This is a genomic window from Algoriphagus sp. NF, from assembly GCF_028823735.1.
Lineage (GTDB): Bacteria > Bacteroidota > Bacteroidia > Cytophagales > Cyclobacteriaceae > Algoriphagus > Algoriphagus marincola.
On record NZ_JAPEIB010000004.1, the window covers coordinates 13913 to 38945 of the forward strand.

A 25033-nucleotide genomic window follows, 5' to 3' on the forward strand; every position below is an offset into this window, starting at 1 on the left:
GTCCAAACTTATAGAATGAAAAGCAAAAGCATACTAATCGTAGAGGATAACGATCTGAACCGAAAGTTTTTCGAAAATCTGATCGGTCAAATCTGGGAGTTTGAAAGTGCTCTCAACGGACGTGAGGCCATCGAAAAATTAGAAAAAAGGGATTTTGATTTGATCCTGATGGATATACAGATGCCAGAAATCGATGGTATCACTGCCCTAAAAAGAATTAGAGAAAAAAATCTGAGTCTCAGTCCCGTCATTGCGGTAACAGCTTTTGCGGATGAAAGTGAACGGGATTCCTTTTTGAGTCAAGGCTTTGATGGCTTTATTACCAAGCCCATTCGCCCAAAAGAATTCATCCTGCAAATCCAAAAAACCATCAACGGGGAAAAGCCAAAGGTATCCAAAGCCAAAAGCCCTCTGGATGTAGATGACTTGATATTGGACAAGAAAATATTCAATCAACTAAGTAAATACAATAAACCAGAAACTATACAGCAAATCTACCGTGACTTCATGGAGGAAGCTGATCAACTCCTTCCAGCTATAAATAGAGATTTTGCAGATGGGCTATACGAGGAAGTCAGCAAACACTGCCACATCATCAAGGGAAATGCCGGCACACTCGGAATCAATCGAGTGTACATAGCTGCCGCAAAAGCGGAAAAAGAAAGCCGACAAAATCAAATTTCCTCCCTTGATAAATCATTGGCTGAAATGGAGAAAGAAATCATCAGATTTAGTAAATATTTATCAGAAGAAACTATTTTTAACTCATGAGCGAAACAAAAAGAATATTAGTCGGTGAAGACAGTTCTATTATCATCAATCTTACCAAAAGTGTACTTGCATTCGAAAACTACGAAATGACTGCTGCCAAAAATGGCAAACAAGTTTTGGAAAAGTTTGAGAAAGAAGACTTTGATTTGATTCTGATGGATATCAGCATGCCTGTCTTAGATGGAATTGCCTGTACCAAGGAAATCCGTAAAATGACCGACGAAAAGAAGGCAAAAGTCCCCATCATTGCCATCAGCGGTAATATCCATAACATGACCCACGATGAATTCCGAAAGGCAGGCTTTGATGATTTTCTTCAGAAGCCTCTTGATTACGACCGCCTTTTGGCCACCGTCAAAAAATTCCTGAGTTAAATGGCAATCAAGTACACAAGGCATTTTTTGGACAAACTTGAAAACTTATTCGCTTCCTCGGAGTATATTCTACGATACGAGAAGGGAAGTTTCAAGTCAGGATATTGCATCCTGAAAGACACCAAAATTGTGATTGTGAACAAATACTTTCCCCTGGAAGGTAAAATCAATGCATTGGTAGATATCCTTGGCGAATTGCAGTTTAACCCTCAAGATTTTAAGGAAAAATCTGTTCAGGACTTCCTAAAGGAACTACAACAAACCCAACTGAAATTTTGAATATTCGATTTTTAGGTACCGGTACCTCACAGGGAGTTCCAGTCATTGGCTGTGACTGCGAGGTCTGCCGGTCGGTAGATTTCAGAGATAAACGATTTCGATGTTCTGTTCACATTGAGACAGAAGGCAAAAGCCTCGTGATTGATACGGGACCCGACTTTCGGATGCAAATGCTTCGAGCCGAGATACACCAACTTGATGCAGTCATCTATACCCACGAGCACAAGGATCACACAGCTGGACTAGACGATATCCGACCTTTTAATTTTCGCCAAAAGAAAGACATGCCAATCTATGGTCGAAGTCAAGTACTCAATCAGATTCGTCAGGAGTATTCCTATGTTTTTTCGGAGAAAAAATACCCTGGAGTGCCTCAGGTTTTGCCCATTGAAATTGACGAAGAGCCATTTGAAGTGGAAGGGATTTCCATCAATCCTATTCCCGTGATGCATCATAAATTGCCGGTTTTGGGTTTTCGGGTGGGTGACTTCACCTACATTACCGATGCTAACTACATCTCTGAAGAATCCAAAGAGAAAATCAAAGGATCAAAAATCTTGGTTTTAAACGCTCTTCAAAAAACTCCCCACCTCTCCCACTTCACACTGGAAGAAGCCATCGAAATGGCACAAATGCTGGGAGCTGAGCAAACTTATTTCACTCATATTTCCCACAAGTTGGGACTTCACCGGGAGGTAGAAAGTGAGCTACCAGAGGGCATTCATCTAGCTTATGATGGATTGATGCTATCTTTGCCTTGATGCATTTAAATTATCATTTTCTTCGCTTCCTCTGTCCTCGGCTTCAGGAAACAATGCAAGGTTTTGTGGCAGTGGCCTGCTTTTCGCAAAACAAAGATGAGCTTGTCATCGAATGGAAAAAAGAAGAGGAGACGCGGTTTTTGCGTGCACACTTTCTTCCTCCGCAGATCTTCTATTCTTTCCCTGAAAACTTTCAGCGGGCCAAACGAAATTCCATTGATCTTTTCCCTGAACTGATTGGTGAAAAAATAAAGTCCTGTCAGGTATTGAGTTTCGAAAGAGCATTCTATTTCGAAATGGAATCAGGTATGATTTTGCTACTCAAACTCCATGGAAACCGAAGCAATATTCTGCTCTACGAACCCAATAAGGAATTCCCAATCCGAGTATTCCGAAATGCACTTTTGGAAGATAAATCCTTGAATTGGAGAGAGCTCGAAAAATCCCTTGATCTCAGTCAGTCTCAATTTGAAGCGCTTAGCGGCAGTGCTTCTAAATTTCTCCCCACCTTGGGCAAAATCCCAAGAGCATTTCTGCTCAAAAAGGGTTATCCTGAGGCAGATTTGGGGGAAAAGTGGAGTCAGATGCAAGAAATAATCGATATGCTAGACAGTCCGCTTTTCACTTTGGTTCAAGAGGATGAGGATGTCCACCTTACCCTTCTTCCCAGCGAAAATGCAATTGGTCAGTATTCAGACCCTTTGGAAGCTTTAAATGCGCTTTTTCATAAGGCTTTGGTGATTGGGGCTTTGGAAAAAGAAAAGAAGCAGCTAGCCAAAAGTTATGCTGATCAAATCAAGCGAACGGAAAATTTCATCCAAAAAGCCAAGGCCAAATTGGAAGAACTCCAAAACTCACCTCCACCTGCACAGATTGCAGACGTAATCATGGCTAATCTTCATGAATTTTCTGATGGAGTACTGAGTAAAAATCTTTTCAACTTTTATACAGAGGATGAAATCAAAATTACCCTCAAACAAAACCAGAAACCACAAGAATTAGCGGCTAACCTTTATCGAAAAAGCAAAAACCGAGAGATCGAATGGAAGCAATTGGAGGAGGCGATTGATTCCAAAGAGAAAAGGCTATCGGAATTGCAACACTTGGCAGAGCAGGTGGAACTGATGGATGGGTTTCGAGACCTGAAAGAGTTTAAAAAGAATCATAAATCTGAAATCAAAGACGCTAAAAATCAAGAAAATCTGCCTTTCAGACAATTCAATATTTATGGTTTGGAAGTTTGGGTTGGAAAATCATCCAAGGACAATGATGAGATGCTACGAAGGTTTGTACATAAAAATGATATTTGGCTACATGCAAGGCAGGCTCCAGGGTCGCATACCATCATCCGAAATCCTGCAGGAAACAAGATAGCAAATGCCGTTTTGGAGCGCGCTGCATCGCTGGCAGCGTACTATTCCAAATTGAAGAATGAAAGTCTCGCTCCTGTGATTTACACAGAAGCTAAATATGTGAGAAAGATCAAAGGCTCTGCTCCAGGTTCGGTCATGGTGGACAGAGAAAAAACCCTTTTGGTGAAGCCTGAGGGCCCAAATCAAGAAATTTCGGGGGATATCAAGGACTGATTCGTGGTGGATCAGGAGCGCGAAGAGAAATTTTATTGAAGCCATTGACAAGGACCACTGTACCAACTATCCCAGTAGCCCCACCCACATACAAAAGAGCTTTCCCTGCATCTGGATTACTGCCTAAAAGCTGACCGCCGATGATAGTTACCGTGTACCCAATAGTGGCAATAAAAATCCCTGTCTTTAACTGCTTTTTGGAATTATGAAGGTTGAGTTGGACCTCATATAACTCTTGATCCATCTGGACAATAGACCTTCTCAAGGAGTCCAAATTGGCCTGTTGGGAGCTACTTTGAGCCCAAGAATTTGACATGGACAATATGCCCAAAAAAGTCACTGCAATAAAAAACCGACTCATACTATTGATTAATCCAGCTTTTGAATTCGTTTACACGCTCTCTTGCCACTACCAAGGCATCTTCTGATTTGGCGTTCATGGCAAGGGCTAATCGCCCGTTAAGATAAGGCTTGATTTCGACCAAACCATCTAAATGAATAATCATTGAACGATTAATTCTATAAAACTTTAACGGATCTAGCAAGTCGGACTCCAATTCACTGAGGGAATGATCGATTACATATCTCACTGAAGAACCAATTTCTACCAAGTAGGTCAAGCCTTCTTCTGCATAGAAATAAGCCACATTTTCAACCGGAATAAAGACAAATTTATTACCCAGTTTAGTTAAAAACCTCTTCTTATAACTTTTTGATGTATAATGCTTTACGATGTTATTAATAAAGCTCTGATCCAGTGATGGTGTTTTAGAATTTGGATTGAATTTCTGAGCCTTTTGAAGAGCTTTCACCAACCTCTGTTCATCTATTGGCTTGAGTACATAATCCAAGCAATTATGGTCAAAAGACTGAAGTGCGTATTCATCATAAGCCGTTATGAAAATTACGGGAATTTTCAAATCAGCCATCCCGGCAAAGGCTTTGAAACTCAACCCATCTGCCAAATGTATGTCGCACAGGATCAAATCATAATTGGAAATATTTTCCAATTTGGACCTAAACTCGCGGACACTTTGAACAGAATCGATGACTTTCCAATCAGAAAAATTTTGAGAAACGATGGATTTGATTCGCTTCTGGGCGAGGGGTTCATCTTCGACTAACAGTATTCTCATAGCTTCCTATCAAAGGGAGTTTAACTTCAAAAATCTTTTCCCCATCAAGAATCTCGATGGAATGATCTAAAAACCTATATCTTTCAGAAATGTTTTGAAGACCTATTCCGGTGGATTCTTCTACCGCCATTTTTGGCTGCTTGGGATTACTCACTATAAGATAGTCACCCTTGGTGTATATTTCAACCTGTAGCGGTTCTGTCTCTGTAAAGTAATTGTGCTTGACAGCATTCTCTACCAGTAATTGAAGTACTGCAGGTGGAATAAGTTTCGATTTACTTTCCTCTTCAATTTCCACTTTAAAGGAAAGCGATTGATCAAATCGAATAGAAAGCAAATCCATGTAATCATATAAAAATTTAAGCTCCTCTTTCAAGGTGATGAGTTCATTTACCTTGTTATTGAGCATGTAGCGATAGATAGAACTTAGCTTTTGCAAGTAGCTATCAGCCACTTGAATGTTTTCATGAATCAGTACTGACAAAGCACTGAGATTATTAAAGAAAAAGTGAGGGTTAAGTTGTGTATTGAGTGATTCCAATCTTGCCTCGGCGCTCAAAAGCTTAAGCTTTTCAGCCTCCAGGTTTTTCTCACTGAATTTTTTATTGAAATAATAGATCGCATTGACACAATTGAGGAAGAGATTTACTCTGAAGAGAAATCCCAAGGTCAAGAGGAAGTTTTGTTTGGTCAGGTCAAAAGGACCTCCAAAGATTAATCCGGTTGATTTTACAGAAATCAGAGCTAGTCCGGAGATCAAAACGAAGCTGGACAAAAATTGAACTGCTAAAGGATGGACTTTTTTGAAAAGTGGAAGGGTATTTTTTTCGATGAAATAATTGGCAAACCAAACGAGGTAAGACAGAATGATGATTAGGGGAAAAAGTTGATTTTTAGGAAGAGCAGCTTGAAATAATCTATCCCCATCCAATATGAGAATATTGAAAAAGGAATACAATCCCAAAAGTCCCGGATAAATGAATTTATATCTATGGCTAAACATGCCCGCTGATTTCTTCCCCTGAAATGATAAATGAATGAAAAGCAAGGGTGGGGCAATGCCCTACCCCTGCTATATGGTGGTTAAATAATTCTCTTAAAGTGTCGGTAATAATACTCCGTTGATGACATGGACTACGCCATTTTCAATCGCGACGTCAGCTACTACTACATTGTAGGTATTTCCTTCTGCATCTGTCACGGTTACATTCGCTCCAGTTCTAGTCACAGTCAAGTCCTCTCCAGCAAGTGAAGGCACCGTCTGAGAACCTTCTGCAAGGTCAGTGGAAAATGCAACTGTAGGAACCACGTGGAAGCCAAGTACTTTTTGTAATCCTTCCAAACCGATTGCATCAACCAATTCATCAAGATCTGCCACTCCAAGGGTACCCAAAAGATCTACAAAGGCATCATTGGTAGGAGCGAATACAGTGATAGCTTCTGCATCAAGCAAAGTTTGACCTAGTCCAGCAGCAGTCACCGCATCTAGTAAGACTGTCAAACCAGCATCTGTAGCAGCTTCAACTACATTTGGAAGATTTTCTTCAGGCAATAACACACCGTCAATGACATGGACTACTCCATTTTCGATCTCAACATCTGCTACAGCCACATTATAGGTATTCCCTCTTGCATCGGTTACTGTAACTGCATTTCCATTACGAGTAACAGTCAAATCCTCTCCTGCAAGTGTAGGAACGGTCTGAGCTCCTTCTGTCAAATCTGTGGAGAAAGCAACAGAAGGCACAACATGGAATCCAAGGATTCTTTGAAGTTCTTCGATACCTACGGCATCAACCAATTCCTGAAGAGACCCTAGGCCTAATGCTCCAAGAAGATTTACAAAAGCATCATTGGTAGGTGCAAATACTGTGATTGCTTCAGCATCAAGTAATGTTTGACCAAGACCGGCAGCGGTAACAGCGTCCAAAAGAACAGTAAGGCCTGCAGCTTCTGCAGCCTCGACAATATTCGGCACATCTGGCTCATTCGCAGTAGGCAATACCACTCCGTCGATTACGTGAACTACACCATTTTCGATTGCTACGTCAGCAGCTACTACATTAAAAGTGTTTCCTCTGGCATCAGTCACAGTCACATTGGATCCAGTACGGGTAACTGTCAAGTCCTCACCTGCCAAAGTAGGTACTGTTTGTGCACCTTCAGCCAAATCAAAAGAGAATGCTGTTGCAGGCACTACATGGAAACCAAGGATTCGTGTCACTTCTTCAATTCCAACAGCAGCGACCAATTCCTGTAGAGAACCTAGGTTCAATGCAGCCAAAAGATCAAGGAAAGCTTGATTGGTAGGAGCAAATACGGTGATAGCTTCAGCATCAAGAAGTGTTTGGCCAAGGTTAGCAGCAGTAACTGCATCCAAAAGAACAGTCAAACCAGCTGCTGTAGCTGCTTCTACTACGTTTGGAAGCGAGAACTCAGGTAAAAGCACTCCGTCGATCACATGAACAACTCCATTTTCAATGGCTACGTCTGCGACTACTACATTTGCTGTGTTACCCAAAGCATCTGTCACAGTCACTCCGCTTTCACTAGCTTCTACTGTCAATTCCTGACCAGCTAGAGTCGTGAATGTATTGGTAGCTTCTAGATCTGTAGAGAAAGCTACTGCAGGTACTACGTGGAAACCCAAAATAGTCTGGAGATTTTCGATTCCTCCGATTTTAGCAACCAATTGGTCTAAATTCTCTGCATCATAAGCAGCCAAAGCAGCTGCAAAAGCATCATTGGTTGGCGCAAAAACAGTCATTGCTTCTGCTCCTAACAAGGCTCCACCAAGATCGGCAGCAGTAACAGCATCAATCAGCGTGGTCAATCCAGCACTTTGTGCAGCTTCTACCACATTTGGAAGCATCAAATCAGGAAGCATCACACCGTTAATTACATGGACTACACCATTTGCAATTTCGATATCTGCTGCAACCACTTGAGCTGTACGTCCTAGTTGATCGATAACAGTCACAGTTCCACCAGCAACTTCAACGGTGATTTCTTGTCCGGATACGGTTGTGAAAGTATTGGTAGGCTGTAGATCGCCAGAAAAGGATACTGCAGGCACTACATGGAATCCAAGTACAGTTTCTAAGTTTTCGATACCTCCAATTTTCAATACCAACTCATTCAAGTCAGCAGCATTGAAAACCTCCAAAGCAGCAGCAAAAGCTTCATTCGTTGGAGCAAAAACAGTAATAGCTCCAGCTGAAAGCAGAGTATTTGCCAATCCGTCAACTGCAGTCACCGCATCTAGTAAGGTAGTAAGACCAGCCTCAGTAGCTGCTTCTACCAAATTAGGAGCAGGCAATTCAATAGAAGGAATCAAAACACGGTCAATCACATGGACAACTCCGTTTTCGATTTCCACATCAGCCTGTACTACTCGCGCAGTATTTCCAGCAGCATCGATTACAGTTACGATACCTGGAGCGCGGTTTACTACTAATTGCTGACCAGCTAAAGTGGTCACTACATTAGTCTCATTAAGTTGGTCTGAGAAAATTGTGTTTGGTACAACGTGAAAACCAAGGATGGTTTCAAGATTCATTGGACCTCCGATTTTTTCTACCAAATCATTCAAATCTGTCGCTCCAAACTCAGTCAAAGCATTCGCAAAGGCATCGTTGGTTGGGGCGAAAACAGTAATTGCGCTTTGCGCTTGCAAAGTCGCTTCCAAGCCGGGAATAGCCCGAATGGATGTCACAAGAGTGGTCAAACCAGCATCCTCAGCTGCTTCTATGAGCGTGGGATAAGGTAAAGGGCCTTGATAGTCTTCATTCTCACAAGCGACGAATGAAAAAAAGACGACCCCGACTAAAAGGTACTTTAAGAGTTTTGTCATAGCATGTTATGGTTAGTTTGCTTTCAAAACTCTGTATAGACACGAATTGATTTCTGAATAATCGCGAACTGTAGATTTTTCACTGTGAACTGTAAGATTTTCACCCTGAATTGAAAAAAGCCCCGGAGGGCTTTTAATTCTAAATCCAATAATTGGAGGTTGAAATGCAGTTTTAAACTCAGATCAGTCTCTACTTCTTAATTCACAATATGAATTTTGAGCATGTTGGTCTTGCCTTTGGCTTTGAGTGGCATACTGGCAGTATTGATAATGATATCACCAGAATTTACATGGTCATCACGCTTCAGGGTATTCTCGATATCTTCGAATGTAGCGTCTGTGGAAATTTGATTCTCATAGTAATAAGCCCGCACTCCCCATACCAAAGACATTTGAGTAATCAATTTTTGGTTTCTGGTGAAAACAAAAATACTTGCCTTTGGACGATGAGATGAAATTCGGAAAGCTGTAAAACCTGAAGAAGTAATCCCCACGATAGCTTTTGCCTTGACGTTTCTTGAAAGTCTGGAAGCCATCAGGATGAGGTTATTGCTCAAGAAAGTCGGTGCACTTTCTGGGATTTTGTAGAGGTTGTGGTAAATATCTGAGTTATCTTCTAGATACTTGATAATGCTAGACATAGCCTTTACAGCATTCACAGGATATTTCCCTGAGGCTGTTTCGGCAGAAAGCATCACCGCATCTGCACCATCAAGAACCGCATTCGCCACATCATTGGTTTCTGCCCGGGTAGGTCGTGGATTCGAGATCATACTTTCCATCATCTGAGTGGCGATGATGACTGGCTTGCAAGCAAGCTTACATTTCTCGACCATTTTCTTTTGCCATAAAGGGACGATTTCCTGAGGCACTTCCACCCCTAGGTCTCCCCTAGCTACCATGATGGCATCTGTCGCTTCGATGATATCATCGATATTGTCCAAAGCCTCCGGTTTCTCGATTTTTGCCACAATCCTGCAGACTTTTCCTGCTTTTTGGATTCGCTCTCGCAAATCCGTGATATCATCTGCTGATCTGACAAAAGATAGCGCAATCCAATCTACCTCTTGCTCCAAACCAAAAACTAAATCTTCCAGATCCTTTTCGGTAAGAGAAGGGGCAGACACTTTCGTATTGGGTAGGTTAATTCCCTTTCTGGACTTTAAAATACCACCGTGAACTACCGTGCAGTTTACATTTTTACCATCGGTATCCTCTACGATCAGCTCCAGATTACCATCGTCAATCAAAATACGATCACCAGAAACCACATCGTTAGGCAGGTTTTGATAAACCGTAGATACCAAGGAAGCATTTCCCACCACAGGGTCATTGGTAATCGTGATTTTATCCCCTGGAACAATTTCAACTCCGTTATTCTCTACTTCTCCCACTCGGATTTTTGGACCTTGAAGATCCTGTAAAATACCAAGGTGTAGATTTTCTTCTTTATTGATTCTTCGGATAATTTCAATTACCTCTTTATGGATAGCATGACTACCGTGGGAAAAGTTAAGCCGAAATACATTGGCCCCAGCAGCTGCTAAGCTTTTGATCGTTTCATAATTATTGGAAGCAGGTCCAATGGTAGCAAGAATTTTAGTCTTGTTGAATTGATTCATTATTAATAGGTTAATAGGTTTTCTTTTGATTTTAATTTCGAGATATCAAGCTTCATGACATTTTGTACATAAGGAATCTGCCGGAGATTGGAAACAAAAATTTGAGCGTCAAGTAGCTCTGTTTCATCTTGTACCAATAGAAAATAATCCATGGTCCTTAGTTCGGGGATTAAGTAAGATACATTTCTTTCTGAGGTGATTGCCTTGTTTTTCAGAAGCTGAATAAATCCATGAGGTAAAGAAAGGAAATATTGGCTAATTTTCAGATTGGGAGCAGACAAAAACTCCAATTCGATATCATCCTCCCGCGTCAGATCTAATTGGAGCGCACGATTAATCAGCCAGGCCATTTTGTAGTCCTTGACAGGAGATACAATACCCAAAAGCTCAAAATCATAGGTATGCTCAATTTCTAATCTGACTTTCTTCATTTAGGCTTGGCAAGACTTAGCTCAAAGTTAGAAATAAAAAAATGACGAAAAATGAAGCAGCACCTCTTTCAGATTTTTTTTGGGAAAATAAGCCCTTGAAAAAAGGGCTAACAACAAACCAATCAAAAGGCTAGCTTCTTCGACAAAGATTGAAAAATCCTCAAATACTAGGAATATTGACCCTGAAATTTGAAGATTTTAATTAAATTTCTGTGTTGAGTAACAAAGTTGGTAAAAAATTTACTTAGACCTTTTCTTTGCCTATTCGCTTTTAAATATATTTCTTTGCGGAGTGTTATTAACTAAACTGATCACAAAATGTCTGAAATTGCACAAAAAGTAAAAGCCATCATCGTAGACAAACTTGGCGTAGAAGAATCTGAAGTGACTATGGAAGCGAGCTTCACCAATGATTTGGGAGCTGACTCTCTTGACACTGTAGAACTGATCATGGAATTCGAAAAAGAATTCAACATCTCTATTCCAGACGACCAAGCTGAGCAAATTGGCACTGTAGGTCAAGCTGTCTCTTACCTTGAGGCTAACGTAAAATAATCATTCTTTCATTCATTTTATGAATTTGAAACGAGTTGTAGTAACGGGTATAGGCGCCATCACTCCCATTGGCAATACTTCCGAAGAATTTTGGAAGGGATTGACAGCGGGCGTAAGTGGCGCTGCACCTATTACCAAATTCGACGCATCACTTTTCAAAACCCAATTTGCCTGCGAAATCAAAAATCTCGATGTAGATAATTTTATCGACAGAAAAGAGGCAAGGAAAATGGATCCTTTCACGCAGTATGCCATGATCTCCGTAGATGAGGCGATGGCTGACTCAGGATTGGATTTGGACAAAATTGACAAAGCACGTGCAGGGGTTATTTGGGGATCTGGAATCGGTGGATTGCGTACATTCCAAGACGAGGTTACTAGCTTCGCTTTAGGAGATGGAACGCCTAGATTCAATCCTTTCTTTATTCCTAAGATGATTGCTGATATCAGTGCAGGTTTTATTTCCATCAAATATGGATTTAGAGGCCCTAACTTCGTCACCGTTTCGGCATGTGCTTCTGCCACTAATGCGCTAATCGATGCATTTAATTACATCCGAATGGGCAAAGCTGATATTTTCATATCAGGTGGCTCTGAAGCTGCTGTAACCGAAGCAGGAATCGGTGGATTCAATGCGATGAAAGCATTGTCGCAAAGAAACGATTCACCTGAAACAGCTTCTAGACCTTTTGATAAGGATAGAGATGGTTTTGTGTTGGGTGAAGGTGCCGGAGCTCTTATTCTTGAAGAGTATGAGCATGCAGTAGCGAGAGGTGCCAAAATCTATGCAGAGCTAGTCGGTGGTGGAATGTCAGCAGATGCAAATCATATTACCGCTCCACATCCTGAGGGATTAGGAGCTAGCGAGGTGATGGAATCTGCATTGAAGGATGCCAATCTGAGTCCTGCGGATATTGATTATATCAATGTGCATGGAACCTCCACTCCGCTGGGTGATGTGAGTGAAACCAAAGCAATCCAAAAAGTATTCGGAGAACACGCTTACAAGCTCAATATCTCCAGTACCAAGTCCATGACTGGTCACTTATTGGGAGCTGCTGGAGCTATCGAAGCAATTGCCTCTATCATGGCTATCAAACATGGGATTATTCCTCCGACGATCAACCATTTCACGGATGATGAAACCCTTGATCCCAAACTTAATTTGACATTTAATCAGGCTCAAAAGCGTGATGTAAATGTCGCTTTGAGTAATACCTTCGGTTTTGGCGGACACAATTGTTCTGTCATCTTTAAGAAAATAAACTGATTACCAGTTGAATTTGCTGAAGCGTCTGGGAATTCAAAACTTATTTCTGAGTAAAAAAGACAAAAGGCTTGCCTCCTCCATCAAAATGATGACTGGAGGCAAGCCTTTTAATATTTCCCTCTATCAGCTGGCCTTGACTCCGGCGGCTTTGGGGGAAGAAAGCCCACAAGGCTATCGAGTAAGCAATGAGCGCTTAGAGTTTTTAGGTGATGCCGTTCTCGGTTCAGTCATTGCCGAATACCTTTTCCAAAAATACCCCTTACGGGATGAGGGATTCCTCACCGAAACTCGATCCAAGCTTGTCAATCGAGAAAGCCTCAACCAGACCGGAATCAAAATCGGTATCAAAAATATGCTCTGGGAGTATATTGAGGATAGACCCTTTACTGCAAATAAATCTCTCTATGGGGATATTTTGGAAGCGATGATCGGAGCCATTTATTTGGACAAGGGTCATGCTTTCACCAAGAATTTTATCCTGCAGCGCATCCTCCTTCACTTTGATATCCAAGGGATGATCGCAACCACCTCCAATTACAAATCAAAAATCATCGAGTGGACTCAAAAGGAAAATAAGGAAGTGGATTTTAAGATAATTGAAATCAATGGCAACCAGCGGTACAAAGAGTTTGTTGTAGCTTTGAGAATAGAAAATCGAGACATAGCCGTTGGAAAAGGCCCTACTAAAAAGAAAGCAGAACAGGAGGCCTCCAAAATTGCCTGCGAACAATTAAAAATCCCCCATTAGAATTCCCCTTCAATCAGTATGAAATTAGCACTTGCCACAGTCAATCAGACACCGCTAGACTGGACGGGAAATCTCCAGCGAATCATTGCTGCAACCGACCAAGCAAAGAAAGAAGGTGCAAGACTTATTTTTTTTCCTGAGCTCTGTATTACTGGTTATGGCTCAGAGGATCTATTCCTCAGCTATTGGTACCCTGCAAAAGCTTTAGACCAAGTCCAATTGCTGCTACCTCATAGCCAAGGTGTAACGATCGCAGTAGGTCTCCCCTACCGAATCCAAGACAAGGTCTACAATACCATGGCCTTGCTAGAAGATGGTGAATTGAAAGGCTTTGTTGCCAAGCAGTTTATGGCAATCGACGGTGTTCACTATGAATTCCGCTGGTTTACTCCATGGAAAGCCAATGAACAGATCGAAGTTGGTTTCTTTGGAGAGAAAATCCCCTTTGGTGATATCACCTTCGAAAAGGAAGGAATTCATTACGGATTTGAGATCTGTGAAGATGCCTGGAGAGGAAAAGAAAGACCAGGCTATAGACTTTGTGATCGAAAAGTAGATTTGATCATCAGTCCCAGTGCCAGTCACTTTGCCATGGGTAAAACCCTTGAGCGCAAGCAATTAATCGAAGAGAGCTCGAAGATTTTTGACTGCTTCTATGCCTATGTGAATCTCCTTGGAAATGAGTCAGGAAGGATGATTTTTGATGGAGAGGCGCTTTTCGCTAAGTCGGGAAAAATTCTTTTTCGAAATCAACTTCTTTCATTTCAAGACTATCAGGTCATGACCTTCGACTACCAGGATGAGGAGCAAGAAATTGCAGAAATTCATCCCAAGGAGTGGGAGTTTGCTCAAGCTTCTGCTCTGGGTCTTTTTGATTACCTAAGAAAAAGTAAAAGCAAAGGATTTGTACTTTCACTTTCCGGTGGAGCAGATTCCTCGACTATTGCCGTATTGGTTGCTGAAATGGTGCGCAGAGGTCTTGAAGAGCTGGGATTACAAGCATTCTGTCAAAAAATTGGCTTAAGAGAGTGGGAAAATTTTTCAGCAGATCCTGAAAAACTGCTTGTAAATGAACTTCTAACCACGGCTTACCAAGGTACTTCCAATTCATCCAAGGACACTTTTGAAAGCGCTCAATCCTTGGCTGAAAGTCTTGGGGCTAAGTTTTACCACTGGACTATTGATGAGGAGGTTTCGTCCTACACCACCAAAATCGAAAATGCCTTGGGAAGGAAGCTGACTTGGGAAAAGGATGATATTACCTTGCAAAACATTCAGGCACGAGCACGTTCTCCGATTATTTGGATGCTAGCTAATATCAACAATGCACTGCTTTTAGCTACTTCCAACCGTTCGGAAGGCGATGTAGGCTATACGACAATGGATGGAGATACGAGTGGTAGTATTTCGCCCATTGCAGCTGTAGATAAATATTTCGTCCTCCATTGGTTAAGATGGGCAGAGAAAAACCTCAATAGGCCGGGACTTAAAAAAGTCAACTCCCTTCAGCCTACTGCCGAACTTCGACCAAGTGAACGAAGACAAACGGATGAGAAGGACCTGATGCCCTATTCGCTGATTGTGGAAATTGAAAAACTAGCGATTCGGGATAGACGATCCCCTATGGACATTTATTGGCTCTTAAAAGAAGAACTGGATCTGAATCCAGAAGAATTGAAAGGTTATGTAAAAAAATTCTTTCAACTTTGGGCAAGGAATCAGTGGAAGCGGGAAAGACTCGCTCCTTCCTTTCATTTGGATCAATTCAATGTTGACCCTAAAACTTGGTACCGATTCCCTATCCTTTCCCAAGGATTCTCAGAAGAACTCGCACAATTGGAAAAAGCTTAATATCCCATGAATTTGACACAGTTTTTAAATTACATCGTCTGGGATCCAAACCCGGCTGTAATCCCCGGATTTGATCGACTAAGATGGTATAGTCTTCTTTTTGCCCTTGGCTTTATTATTTCCCAACAGTTTATGGTCTACTTTTTCAGAAAAGAAGGACATAAGGAGGAATTGGTCGATAAACTGACCATCTACATGGTGTTGGCAACTATTATCGGTGCCCGGCTAGGACATGTTTTGTTCTATGAGCCAGCCAGGTATTTGAGCAATCCGATTGATATTTTGAAAGTTTGGGAAGGTGGACTTGCTTCTCATGGAGCAGCCATAGCCATTCTGATTGCGCTTTGGATGTATGCGCGCAAAACGCCAGGGCAAAGCTACCTCTGGGTAGTGGACCGGATAGTCATCGTTACAGCCATGACGGGAGCGCTCATCCGTTTGGGAAATTTGATGAATTCCGAAATCGGTGGAAAGGACATGGAAAGTGACCAAGGAATCGTCTATGCCCGTGATTTGGAAGAAATATTGGAATCCTTGCGAGTACCCATTGTTTCGATCGATGCTTACAAACCAGATGACCGTAGTGAAGAACTCAGCGGAAATGGCATTGTCCCGGTAAATGTGAGAATCGAAATCAGTAAAGGTGATTTCAGCAAAGAGACTTTAGAAAACACACTGCAAAGCGATGTGAAGTATGCCCTCACGCAGTTTAATAGCTCCAAAAAGTATTTTGCAGAACCTCTTGAAACACCCCTCAATTTGACACTTGAGGAAAATAGAGACAGCTTTATCGCAATTGTCAAAACCTTCGGTAAAGCCAAACATCCGACGCAAATCTATGAATCAGTGACTTACTTCATCATATTCCTGCTACTCTTAGGGATTTGGTGGAAGTATAAAGAACAAGTGCCGGAAGGACTTCTTTTGGGGCTTTTCCTGGTTCTTGTCTTTGGGATGCGCTTCGTTTGGGAGTTTTTCAAAGAAAACCAAGTAGAATTCGAAGAGGGGCTTCAATACAATATGGGTCAGCTCCTGAGTATTCCATTGGTACTTGGAGGGATATTCCTGATTATCAGAGCCTTGAAAAACGGACTCAAGCCCCTCAAAGATCAGGGAACTGGATCATGACCCTGACCACCCCAAGGGTGACAGCGGGAAATTCGCTTGATTCCTAGCCATCCACCTTTCAAAGGTCCATGCTTGAGGATAGCTTCTTTCGTATATTGACTACAAGTGGGGGTATACCGACAGGAGGAAGGAAAAAGTGGCGATATCGTATACTGATAGACCAATACCGGAAAAATGGCGATCTTTCTAACAAGGTTTTTCCACATGAGTTGTCTTATTGGTCTGATTGATTTGAAAACCAAAACTATTGATTGAAAATTCCCGGTGAAAAATCCTTTTGTACATATTTTCATTTTTATGCTGCTAGCCTTAGGCTGGAGCCATGAACTATGTGCACAGGATACTAGCTTAGCCCCTGCGAGGCAAAGTCCACCTGACAGTGTTTATGTGAACAATATATTCATCATCGGGAATGAAAAAACGCAAAAGAATATCATTCTTCGGGAGCTTGACTTTGCTAGTGGATACTATTACGATTGGGATACTTTTCTAGAAATCCTACAAGCTGACCAAAATAAAATCTACAACCTTCGGCTTTTCACCTCTGTGGAGATTACGCCGCTCTTCACGGAAGATGATCAGGTAGAAATCCTGATTCGGGTAAAGGAGCGTTGGTATATTATTCCTTCCATCATTTTTCAATTGGCGGACCGTAACTTCTCGGAGTGGTGGACTAATCAAAACCGGGACCTTTCCAGAGTAAATTATGGTCTTCGGGTCTCACATGGAAATGTGGGAGGTAGAAATGAAAAGCTGAGATTTAGCGGTCAACTTGGGTTTACCCGAGCGTTGGACCTGCGGTATAGCAAACCTTACATCGATAAGAATCAAAAACACGGGCTAGCTACCCAGATCACATTCTTTGAGCAAAAGACTTTGGCCATTCGATCGGCAGATAACCGTCAGGTCTTTTTCACCAATGAAACGGAAGACATTCTTCGGAAAAGTCTAACGGCCGCTGTTCAATACACCTATCGGCGAACATTCTATAATTTTCATTTTTTGACACTGGGCTATTCATCCAATACAGTGGATGAGGACGTTTTAACAGAAAATCCCAACTACTTTCTACACGGTGAGAACTCGCTCCGATATCTCTATATGAGTTATACCTTCCGTCATGATAATCGTGACCTTGCTGCTTATGCTACCAAAGGAGAATTGCTTCAAGCAACAGCAACCAAGTATGGAATTTTCAATACTGATGATATTGATGAGATAGAAGTTAGCATTACGGCGAATAAGTATTTGCCCATCAATGACAAGTTTCATTTTGCCACAGGACTAACAGCTAACTGGTTTTTGAGTCCAAATCAGCCTTATACACTTGTACGAGGTGTGGGGTATAACCCGAACTTCATTCGAGGCTATGAACTGAATGTCATCGAAGGACAGCAACTGTATGTTCACAAAAACTCATTCCGTTGGAAATTCCTCGATTGGGCGATCGATATTTCGAACATCATGCCCCTTGAGCAATTCAGCACGATTCCATTTCGCTTTTACCTCAGTGCCAACTTCGACCATGGCTATGTGAAGGATAGAAACCAAATCCCTGAAAACGCACGACTGACCAATCAATATCTCTATGGATATGGCTTAGGAATTGACTTGGTGGGATTTTATGATGCTGTTTTCAGACTGGAATATTCACTCAACAATTCTGGACAGGGAAATCTTTTCCTAAATATCAAAGCCCCTTTCTAAGACTCTGAGGAGGAAGCAATTACAAGTATTTGTAGTTATTTATTTTTTAACCTAAATTCAAAGGAGACTTTTAATTGACTCCGATGAAAAAGGTCCTGACTTTTATTTTGACCTGGGGGATTATTCAATTTGCTTTTGCACAAAACGACCCTCTGACCCAAACTCATGGTGCCCGAATGGTAGCCTTGGGAAATATGCGAGTTCACCTCCCGGACACTTGGTCTTACTTCAATAATATCGGAGCATTGGACAGGACAAGCTATACCGGAATCGTGGTTGGCTCTGACCATCGATACAACCTCAAGGAACTTTCCACCTTTAGTCTAGCTGGAAGTTTTCGGAATACTTGGGGAACTTTTGGCGCAGGAATTAGCCGTTTTGGTGGGCCTCTGCTCAATCATCAAACTCTGGGTGTAGGATATTCAAATACGCTTGGGATCAGCAGCTTTGGAATAAAGCTGGAATGGGCGCAAACGCAAATCGAGGGATTTGGAAGTGCGGGAGGATTGGTGGTCAGCATTGGAGGCGTGACAGAGCTGAGTCCGTCCCTTTTCCTAGGAGCGCATATCAGCAATATCAATCGTGGAAAGATCAGCCCAGAAAGCGAAAGCAGACTGCCTACCTCGGTGCAATTGGGACTTAATTACCTACCTTCTGAGTCTCTCAGTCTTTTACTGGAGTTTGAAAAGGATATCCTTCAAGATCCCATCGTAAAGGCTGGAATCGAATATCGCCTGAAAGAGTGGGTAATCCTTCGAACTGGTGTAAATTCTCAGCCGGCTAAGATTTATGCTGGATTTGGAATTCAAAAAGAATCTTACGGTTTTGACTATTCCTATGGCAATCAATCAGCTCTGGGAAACACACATCACCTTAGCCTTTTCTACCGATGGAACGACTGAGGAAAATCGGACTATCGGCGTTAATTCTATTCCTTTTAGGTCAAATTGCATTTGCCCAAACACCTCCAAAACCTGAAATCAACCCTGAAGATCTCATCGAACGTCTTTTCCCCATTCCTGAAGATGATATTGACTATGAAAGCATTTATGAAGTCCTACTCCAACTCTACCTCAACCCGATCAATCTGAATCGGGCGGATTATGAAAGCTTGCAGGCGAGTTATCTCCTGAATCCAAATCAGATCGAGAGCTTCTTTAAATACCGTGACCAACATGGCGATCTGATTTCCCTGTATGAACTTCAGGCAATTCCTGAATTTGATCTTGCCACTATTGAGCGTTTACTTCCATTTGTGACTTTGGAGGAAAAAAATCAACGAACAAAGGGTTTTTGGCAGCGATTATCTGAAGAAGAACAAGCCTATTTCATTTTTAGACACAGAAGGGTCTGGGAGCAAAGGAGAGGCTTTAGTCCAGCGGACACGAGCAGTACAGGACGTATTTCTTCCCGGTATTTGGGTGATCCAAATGACTTATACCTGAGGTTTCGGATTCAGCATGCGAGGGATTTTAGTCTTGGATTTACCTTAGATAAGGATGCTGGCGAGCAATTCACTTGGGATCCAACAACCCGTCGATACGGCTTCAATTTTTTTTCCTTCCATTTTCATCGCTATAAAGTTGGCAAGTGGAAAACCCTGGCATTGGGAGATTTTCAAGCTTCATTTGGTCAGGGTTTGGTCTATGGTGCAGGATACACGTTAGGCAAAGGTGCTGAAACAGTGCCTACTGTCAGGCGTAGTAGTGTGGGAATCCTCCCTTACACAGCCGCATTGGAATTTGGATTCTTTCGAGGTGCTGCCGCGACCTATGAGCATCGAAAATGGGAATTTACTGCTTTGGCATCCTACGCTCCTCGTGATGGTCGTACTAGAGAAGCTCTTGACAGCCTTGAAGACACCAGTAGCTTAATTAGCTCATTCAATCAAAGTGGGCTTCATCGTACTCCCTCCGAACTAGCCACCAAAAATCAATTCCGTGAACTCAGTTTAGGAGGTGCTATACAATACAAGCCAGTTTCTAGAGCACAGCTTGGTGCTACTTTTCTCCACACTGCTTTTAATAGAAGCTGGATACCCCAACAGCGGCGCTACAATCAATTTGAATTTAGAGGAAGAGATAATCAATTGGGAAGTTTTTATTTCAATTATAATTGGAAAAACTTTCTCTTTTTTGGAGAAAGTGCCCTTTCAGCTTCCGGAGGAAATGGGACCGTGATTGGAATGATTTCCAGTCTTAGTCCGAAAGTTGACTTTTCCCTACTATGGAGAAATTACGGGAAAAACTTCCATAGCTTTTATGGGAATGCTTTTGCAGAAAGTACCCGCCCTATCAATGAGCGGGGAGTCTATATGGGCTTGGAAGTGCGTCCTGACAAGAATTGGAAGCTAAATGCCTACTATGATTTTTTCAGATTTCCTTGGCTAAGATTCAGGTTATACAACCCCTCAACTGGCTATGAATGGCTGACTAGATTGAGTTATCGTCCATCCCGTACCTTGAATGCGTTTGTTCAATTCAGAGAAGAGCAAAAAGATCGAAACCTTCCAGATTTGAATGAGCCGGCTACCCCCTACCGCAGTCAAGCCATACGAAGACGAACAGGCCTTTTGAACTTGGATGTTCAACTGACCAAAAATCTATTTACACGAAGCAGGATTTGGTGGACAGGAGTTGATTTTGGCAGTAATTCAAGCAATGGATTTATGATTATCCAAGATTTGAGATTTGCTAGAGAAAAATGGAAAATCACCGGTCGCTATGCACTTTTTGATACAGATGACTTCGACAGCAGAATTTACGCTTTTGAAAACCATGTGCTTTGGACCTTTTCCATTCCTGCATTTTCAGGACAGGGACAGCGCTATTACCTTTTGGGTGAGTATGATTTGAGCAGAAAACTTCGGCTATATTTTCGATTTGCCCGAACTACATTTACTGATCGGGAAAAAATCAGTTCTGGACTACAGGAAATTCAAGGCAGCCGACAAACTGAGACCACACTTTTGCTTCGATACTATTTAAATCGCTAAATTTCCATCAATGGTAGGCATTGTCCCTTCATTTTTGATAATTTTCCATAAAAGACCATCAAACCTTATGAACAAAATATTACTAACAACTTTCAGCTTGCTGTTCAGTATTTCCTTGACCTATTCGCAAGGGCTGGATCTTAGCAAGTTTGAAAAGAATGAAGGATTTGTAGACTTCTATCTCGATCGGGAGAAAGGTAAAATTTATCTCCAAATCGAGGACCTTGAAGAAGAGTTTCTCTATGTCAATTCACTCACGGCAGGTGTAGGGTCCAATGACATCGGACTCGATCGCGGCCAACTTGGAAACACGAGAATTGTAGAATTCCGACGATCGGGCAACAAGGTTTTCCTGGTCCACAAAAACTATGATTTCAGAGCCTATTCGGACAATCCCTATGAGGTCAAATCGATTCAAGATGCTTTTGCAGAATCAATTTTATGGGGATTTGAAATCAGCCAAAAAGACGGAGAAAGCCTCATCGTAGATGCCACCAACTTCTACATGCAGGATGTCCATGGAGTTGGAGATAGACTGAGCCAAAGACGACAAGGAACTTACCGAGTTGATAATTCGCGGTCAGGTCTTTACTTTGATATGATCAAAAATTTCCCTGAGAATACTGAAGTAGAAGCGACCATCACCCTCACAGGAAATGCTACAGGTGGATTGATTCGATCCGTCACACCTAGTCCAGATGCAGTGAGCGTGAGGCAGCGACATTCTTTCATCAAACTTCCTGATGATCAATACCAACCTCGAGAATTTGATCCAAGAGGTGGATTTTTCTCTATCAGCTACATGGATTTCACGACCCCAATCTCTGATCCAATCATGAAGCGATTCATAAGCAGACATCGCTTGGAAAAGAAAGACCCTAATGCAGCTGTTTCAGAAGTGGTAGAGCCAATAGTATATTACTTGGATAGAGGAACGCCCGAGCCTGTAGCTTCAGCCTTGATCGAAGGTGGAAACTGGTGGAGTCAGGCTTTTGAAGCTGCAGGATTCAAGAATGCCTTCCGGGTTGAAATGGCTCCTGAAGGAATGGACCTGATGGATGTACGGTACAATGTCATACAGTGGGTGCATCGCTCCACCCGAGGCTGGTCCTACGGAAGTAGTGTCAGAGACCCTCGAACAGGAGAGATCATCAAAGGACAGGTTTCTTTGGGTTCTTTGAGAGTACGCCAAGACTACCTGATTGCTCAAGGTCTTTTGCAACCATTTGAAGACGGAAAACCAGCAGATCCGAGAATGTTAGAAATGGCTTTGGCAAGATTGCGCCAGCTTTCAGCCCATGAAATCGGACATACCATTGGTCTGGCTCATAGCTATGCTACATCCGCAGAAGGTCGATCCTCGGTGATGGATTATCCTCATCCCTACATTACTCAAGCATCCAATGGAGAACTTGATCTTTCCCAAGCTTATGATGACAAAATTGGCGAATGGGATAAGTGGGCGATCAAATACGGCTATGGAACTCCAGCTCAAGGACAAAGTGAGGAAGAGTTTTTGGAAAAAACCTTAGAAGATACCTACGCTGCAGGATATGAGTTTATCACAGATTCTGATTCCAGAGACCCAAGTGGAGCCCATCCCCGCTCCCATCTGTGGGACAATGGTGCTTCGGCAGCAGAAGAACTAAACAGGATGTTAGATCTTAGAAAAAACAAACTAGCTTCATTTGGATTGAATGCCATCCCAGAAGGTACACCACATGCTATGCTGGAAGAAGTGCTCGTTCCCTTATTCCTCATGCATCGCTATCAAGTGGAGGCGACAAGCAAATTGATTGGTGGCTTAGACTATACCTATAAAATCAAGGGAGACAATCAGCCTGACCACAGCTGGATTCCAGCATCTCAACAAGAAGAAGCTCTTGATGCCCTACTTCGCACAATCAGTCCGCGTGAATTGGAAGTGCCAGAACATATATTGGCTTTGATCCCACCGAGACCTTATGGATTTGGCAGAAATAGAGAAACTTTTGTCTCCCGTACAGGCCCAGTCTTCGATCCTATCGCTCCGGGAGAGAGCGTGACAGATGCGGTTTTCACCTTCCTTTTGGAAAGCGGTAGAGCCAATCGCCTACACTTGCAAGCTATGCAAAATGCTGATCTTCCGAGTCTCGAATCTGTTTTGAATAAAGTGACTGCTCAGCTGTTTTCCAATACTAACCGCGTGGATTTACAGCAGGAAATCAAAATGATGACCGAAGCAAAATATGTAGATTATTTAATCGCACTTTCCAAAAATTCGGATGCCTCCAATTCAGTTAGAGCCATAGTGAGAGCAGAATTAAAAGAAATCTCCAAAATGGGCGGACCAAATGGAATGCTTGCCATGCATCGCGATTACCTTTCGGATAAGATTGAAAGCTTCCTCGAGCTTCCACAGGAAATATCCTCGCCAGAAGCCCTCAAAATTCCAGATGGCGCCCCAATTGGGATGGAAAGTATGAGTTGTGACTTTGAATATTGAATCATAAAGATCCCGGAGAAATTCGGGATTTTTTATTTCTATAAAAGAAAATCATAATAAAAATTTATATTTCAGATAGTTACATTCATTTTTAATCTATGCCACAAAAGAAAAGATGTTTTGTAGTGATGGGCTTTGGGATCAAGACCGACTACGTCAATGGCAGAAAGCTCAACCTGGATAAATCCTATCGCCTCTTGGTCAAACCCGTGGTTGAATCTAGGGGTCTTGATTGTTTCCGAGCTGATGAGATCCCTCATTCGGGCAATATCGATGTGAAAATGTATCAGGAACTGCTGGAGGCGGATCTAGTCATCGCGGATCTTTCGACAGCCAATCCAAACGCACTCTACGAATTAGGAGTACGCCATGCCTTGAGGCCGTTTACCACGATTGTCATTTCCGAAGATAAGTTTGTCAATCCATTTAATCTTAATCACCTTTCCATTTCTAGCTATCAGCATTTAGGTGATGCCATCGATTTTGAAGAAGTCCATCGCTTTAGAGAAGCACTGGGTAAGCTTATAGATACGGTATTAGGGAAAAAGAAGACCGACAGCCCTGTCTATACTTTCTTAAACTCATTGGTACCTCCCAAGGTGCAGGAGCAAATAGATGCTGCAATTGGCCGAGCCAAAGCCGCAGAAACTCCACAAAAGGCATCTGAAAATCTGGGAGTGGCTACTTCCTTGCTGATTCAGGAGGCAGAAGATGCAATCGAGGTGAAAGAGTTTGCAAAGGCAAAGCAGCTTTTTGAGACCGTAAGAACTCTTTCAGGAGATAAAAACGATAGTTACATCATCCATCGATTGGCATTTTGTACTTACAAGGCAGCCCTTCCCGATACCGTTTCATCCCTGCATCAGTCGCTAGCCTTATTGAATTCCATCAATTTGGCCCATACGAATGACGCCGAAACAGTCTCTCTGGCTGGGGCAGTTGAGAAAAAGTTATATGAGGTGGGGGAAGGAAATCAGCATTTGGAAAATTCGATTTTGTACTATCAGCGGAGTTATTATCTGCTCAATAACCGATACAACGGGGTAAATCTCGCTCTGACACTTCTCTATAGAGCTACTTCGAGTATTGCAGAAAATGATCAAGAAAGGATTGCAGATTTGGTTTTTGCGCGGAGGACCTGGCAGCGAGTCCTATTTCTCTGCGAACGAGATTGGCCGATAATCAATCAAAAAGAAGCAGGAGATCTCCAACGCATGCAAAATGGGAATAAGGACGGCCAAGAACTCAAAGAATACTATCAAGCAGAGAAATATTGGATTCAGGTCAATAAAGCAGAGGCTAGTTATGGCTTGGGGGATTTCGAAACCTACCGCATTGCTTTAGCGGAAGCTGAAAAAATCCCACATCATCCCTGGCAAGTTGACAGCTTTCATCAACAAATGGATAAATTAGCAGTCGAATTGAAAAAAGTGGGGCATTTACTTGAACCCAAATGGGAAGCTCCTGATTAATCTATAAAA

The 25033-nt window shown here is 42.2% G+C and carries 22 protein-coding genes; 15 read left to right on the forward strand and 7 right to left on the reverse strand.

Going from position 1 to position 25033, the window contains the following annotated elements:
- The first annotated feature begins 15 nt into the window (after positions 1–15).
- The 5 genes from OU792_RS02605 to OU792_RS02625 are packed head-to-tail and all read left to right on the forward strand — an operon-like array spanning position 16 to position 3771.
- Complete coding sequence (locus OU792_RS02605; RefSeq protein WP_274669383.1) at positions 16–771, forward strand: response regulator; 756 nt, start codon at positions 16–18, stop codon at positions 769–771.
- Positions 768–1145, forward strand: a complete 378-nt coding sequence (locus OU792_RS02610; protein WP_026945901.1) for a response regulator — start codon at positions 768–770, stop codon at positions 1143–1145. The genes OU792_RS02605 and OU792_RS02610 overlap by 4 nt, the downstream gene beginning before the upstream one ends.
- A complete protein-coding gene (locus OU792_RS02615; RefSeq protein WP_026945902.1) occupies positions 1146–1424 on the forward strand; it encodes a hypothetical protein in 279 nt (92 codons plus the stop codon).
- Positions 1421–2185, forward strand: a complete 765-nt coding sequence (locus OU792_RS02620) for an MBL fold metallo-hydrolase (RefSeq protein ID WP_274669384.1) — start codon at positions 1421–1423, stop codon at positions 2183–2185. Before OU792_RS02615 ends, OU792_RS02620 begins: the two co-directional genes overlap by 4 nt.
- Before the next feature lie 53 nt (positions 2186–2238).
- A complete protein-coding gene (locus OU792_RS02625; RefSeq protein WP_274669385.1) occupies positions 2239–3771 on the forward strand; it encodes an NFACT RNA binding domain-containing protein in 1533 nt (510 codons plus the stop codon).
- On the opposite strand, the gene OU792_RS02630 is transcribed toward OU792_RS02625, so the two are convergent.
- From OU792_RS02630 to OU792_RS02655, 6 genes are all read right to left on the reverse strand, one after another.
- Positions 3761–4132, reverse strand: a complete 372-nt coding sequence (locus OU792_RS02630) for a hypothetical protein (RefSeq protein ID WP_026945905.1) — start codon at positions 4130–4132, stop codon at positions 3761–3763. The genes OU792_RS02625 and OU792_RS02630 overlap by 11 nt on opposite strands.
- Before the next feature lies 1 nt (position 4133).
- Entirely contained in the window at positions 4134–4907 is a 774-nt protein-coding gene (locus tag OU792_RS02635) for a LytR/AlgR family response regulator transcription factor (RefSeq protein WP_026945906.1), read from the reverse strand.
- Complete coding sequence (locus tag OU792_RS02640) at positions 4882–5910, reverse strand: sensor histidine kinase (RefSeq protein ID WP_134202087.1); 1029 nt, start codon at positions 5908–5910, stop codon at positions 4882–4884. The genes OU792_RS02635 and OU792_RS02640 overlap by 26 nt, the downstream gene beginning before the upstream one ends.
- Before the next feature lie 93 nt (positions 5911–6003).
- On the reverse strand, positions 6004–8760 hold the full coding sequence (locus OU792_RS02645; RefSeq protein WP_274669386.1) for a fasciclin domain-containing protein: 2757 nt from the start codon (positions 8758–8760) through the stop codon (positions 6004–6006).
- Positions 8761–8957: 197 nt separating this feature from the next.
- Positions 8958–10382 carry a pyruvate kinase gene (gene pyk, locus OU792_RS02650; protein ID WP_274669387.1) on the reverse strand — a complete coding sequence of 475 codons (1425 nt, stop codon included), beginning with the start codon at positions 10380–10382 and terminating at the stop codon, positions 8958–8960.
- Positions 10383–10384: 2 nt separating this feature from the next.
- On the reverse strand, positions 10385–10813 hold the full coding sequence (locus OU792_RS02655; protein ID WP_026945908.1) for an IPExxxVDY family protein: 429 nt from the start codon (positions 10811–10813) through the stop codon (positions 10385–10387).
- Between the two features lie 318 nt (positions 10814–11131).
- On the opposite strand from OU792_RS02655, the gene OU792_RS02660 reads away from it, so the two are divergent.
- From OU792_RS02660 to OU792_RS02680, 5 genes are read left to right on the forward strand one after another with little or no spacing between them, the layout of a single operon-like run.
- Positions 11132–11368, forward strand: coding sequence for an acyl carrier protein (locus OU792_RS02660; protein ID WP_024282156.1), 237 nt, complete (start codon positions 11132–11134; stop codon positions 11366–11368).
- Positions 11369–11387: 19 nt separating this feature from the next.
- On the forward strand, positions 11388–12638 hold the full coding sequence (fabF, locus tag OU792_RS02665; protein WP_026945909.1) for a beta-ketoacyl-ACP synthase II: 1251 nt from the start codon (positions 11388–11390) through the stop codon (positions 12636–12638).
- 7 nt (positions 12639–12645) lie between these two features.
- A complete protein-coding gene (rnc, locus tag OU792_RS02670; protein ID WP_274669388.1) occupies positions 12646–13386 on the forward strand; it encodes a ribonuclease III in 741 nt (246 codons plus the stop codon).
- Between the two features lie 18 nt (positions 13387–13404).
- Positions 13405–15237, forward strand: coding sequence for an NAD(+) synthase (gene nadE / locus OU792_RS02675; RefSeq protein ID WP_274669389.1), 1833 nt, complete (start codon positions 13405–13407; stop codon positions 15235–15237).
- A 6-nt stretch (positions 15238–15243) separates the two neighbouring features.
- Complete coding sequence (locus OU792_RS02680) at positions 15244–16365, forward strand: prolipoprotein diacylglyceryl transferase (RefSeq protein ID WP_134202084.1); 1122 nt, start codon at positions 15244–15246, stop codon at positions 16363–16365.
- On the opposite strand, the gene yidD is transcribed toward OU792_RS02680, so the two are convergent.
- On the reverse strand, positions 16347–16571 hold the full coding sequence (gene yidD / locus OU792_RS02685; RefSeq protein WP_026945913.1) for a membrane protein insertion efficiency factor YidD: 225 nt from the start codon (positions 16569–16571) through the stop codon (positions 16347–16349). The genes OU792_RS02680 and yidD overlap by 19 nt on opposite strands.
- Positions 16572–16662: 91 nt before the next feature.
- Here yidD and OU792_RS02690 point away from each other — a divergent pair, with 91 nt between their 5' ends.
- From OU792_RS02690 to OU792_RS02710, 5 genes are all read left to right on the forward strand, one after another.
- Positions 16663–18072, forward strand: coding sequence for a BamA/TamA family outer membrane protein (locus OU792_RS02690; protein ID WP_026945914.1), 1410 nt, complete (start codon positions 16663–16665; stop codon positions 18070–18072).
- 83 nt (positions 18073–18155) lie between these two features.
- Entirely contained in the window at positions 18156–18974 is an 819-nt protein-coding gene (locus OU792_RS02695; protein ID WP_274669390.1) for a hypothetical protein, read from the forward strand.
- Positions 18962–21067: a ComEA family DNA-binding protein gene (locus OU792_RS02700; RefSeq protein ID WP_274669391.1), complete on the forward strand. Its 2106-nt coding sequence runs from the start codon at positions 18962–18964 to the stop codon at positions 21065–21067. The genes OU792_RS02695 and OU792_RS02700 overlap by 13 nt, the downstream gene beginning before the upstream one ends.
- 67 nt (positions 21068–21134) lie before the next feature.
- Positions 21135–23552 (forward strand): zinc-dependent metalloprotease, encoded by a 2418-nt coding sequence (locus tag OU792_RS02705; protein WP_274669392.1) that lies wholly within the window; start codon positions 21135–21137, stop codon positions 23550–23552.
- 98 nt (positions 23553–23650) lie between these two features.
- On the forward strand, positions 23651–25024 hold the full coding sequence (locus tag OU792_RS02710; protein ID WP_134202080.1) for a tetratricopeptide repeat-containing protein: 1374 nt from the start codon (positions 23651–23653) through the stop codon (positions 25022–25024).
- Positions 25025–25033 lie beyond the last annotated feature (9 nt).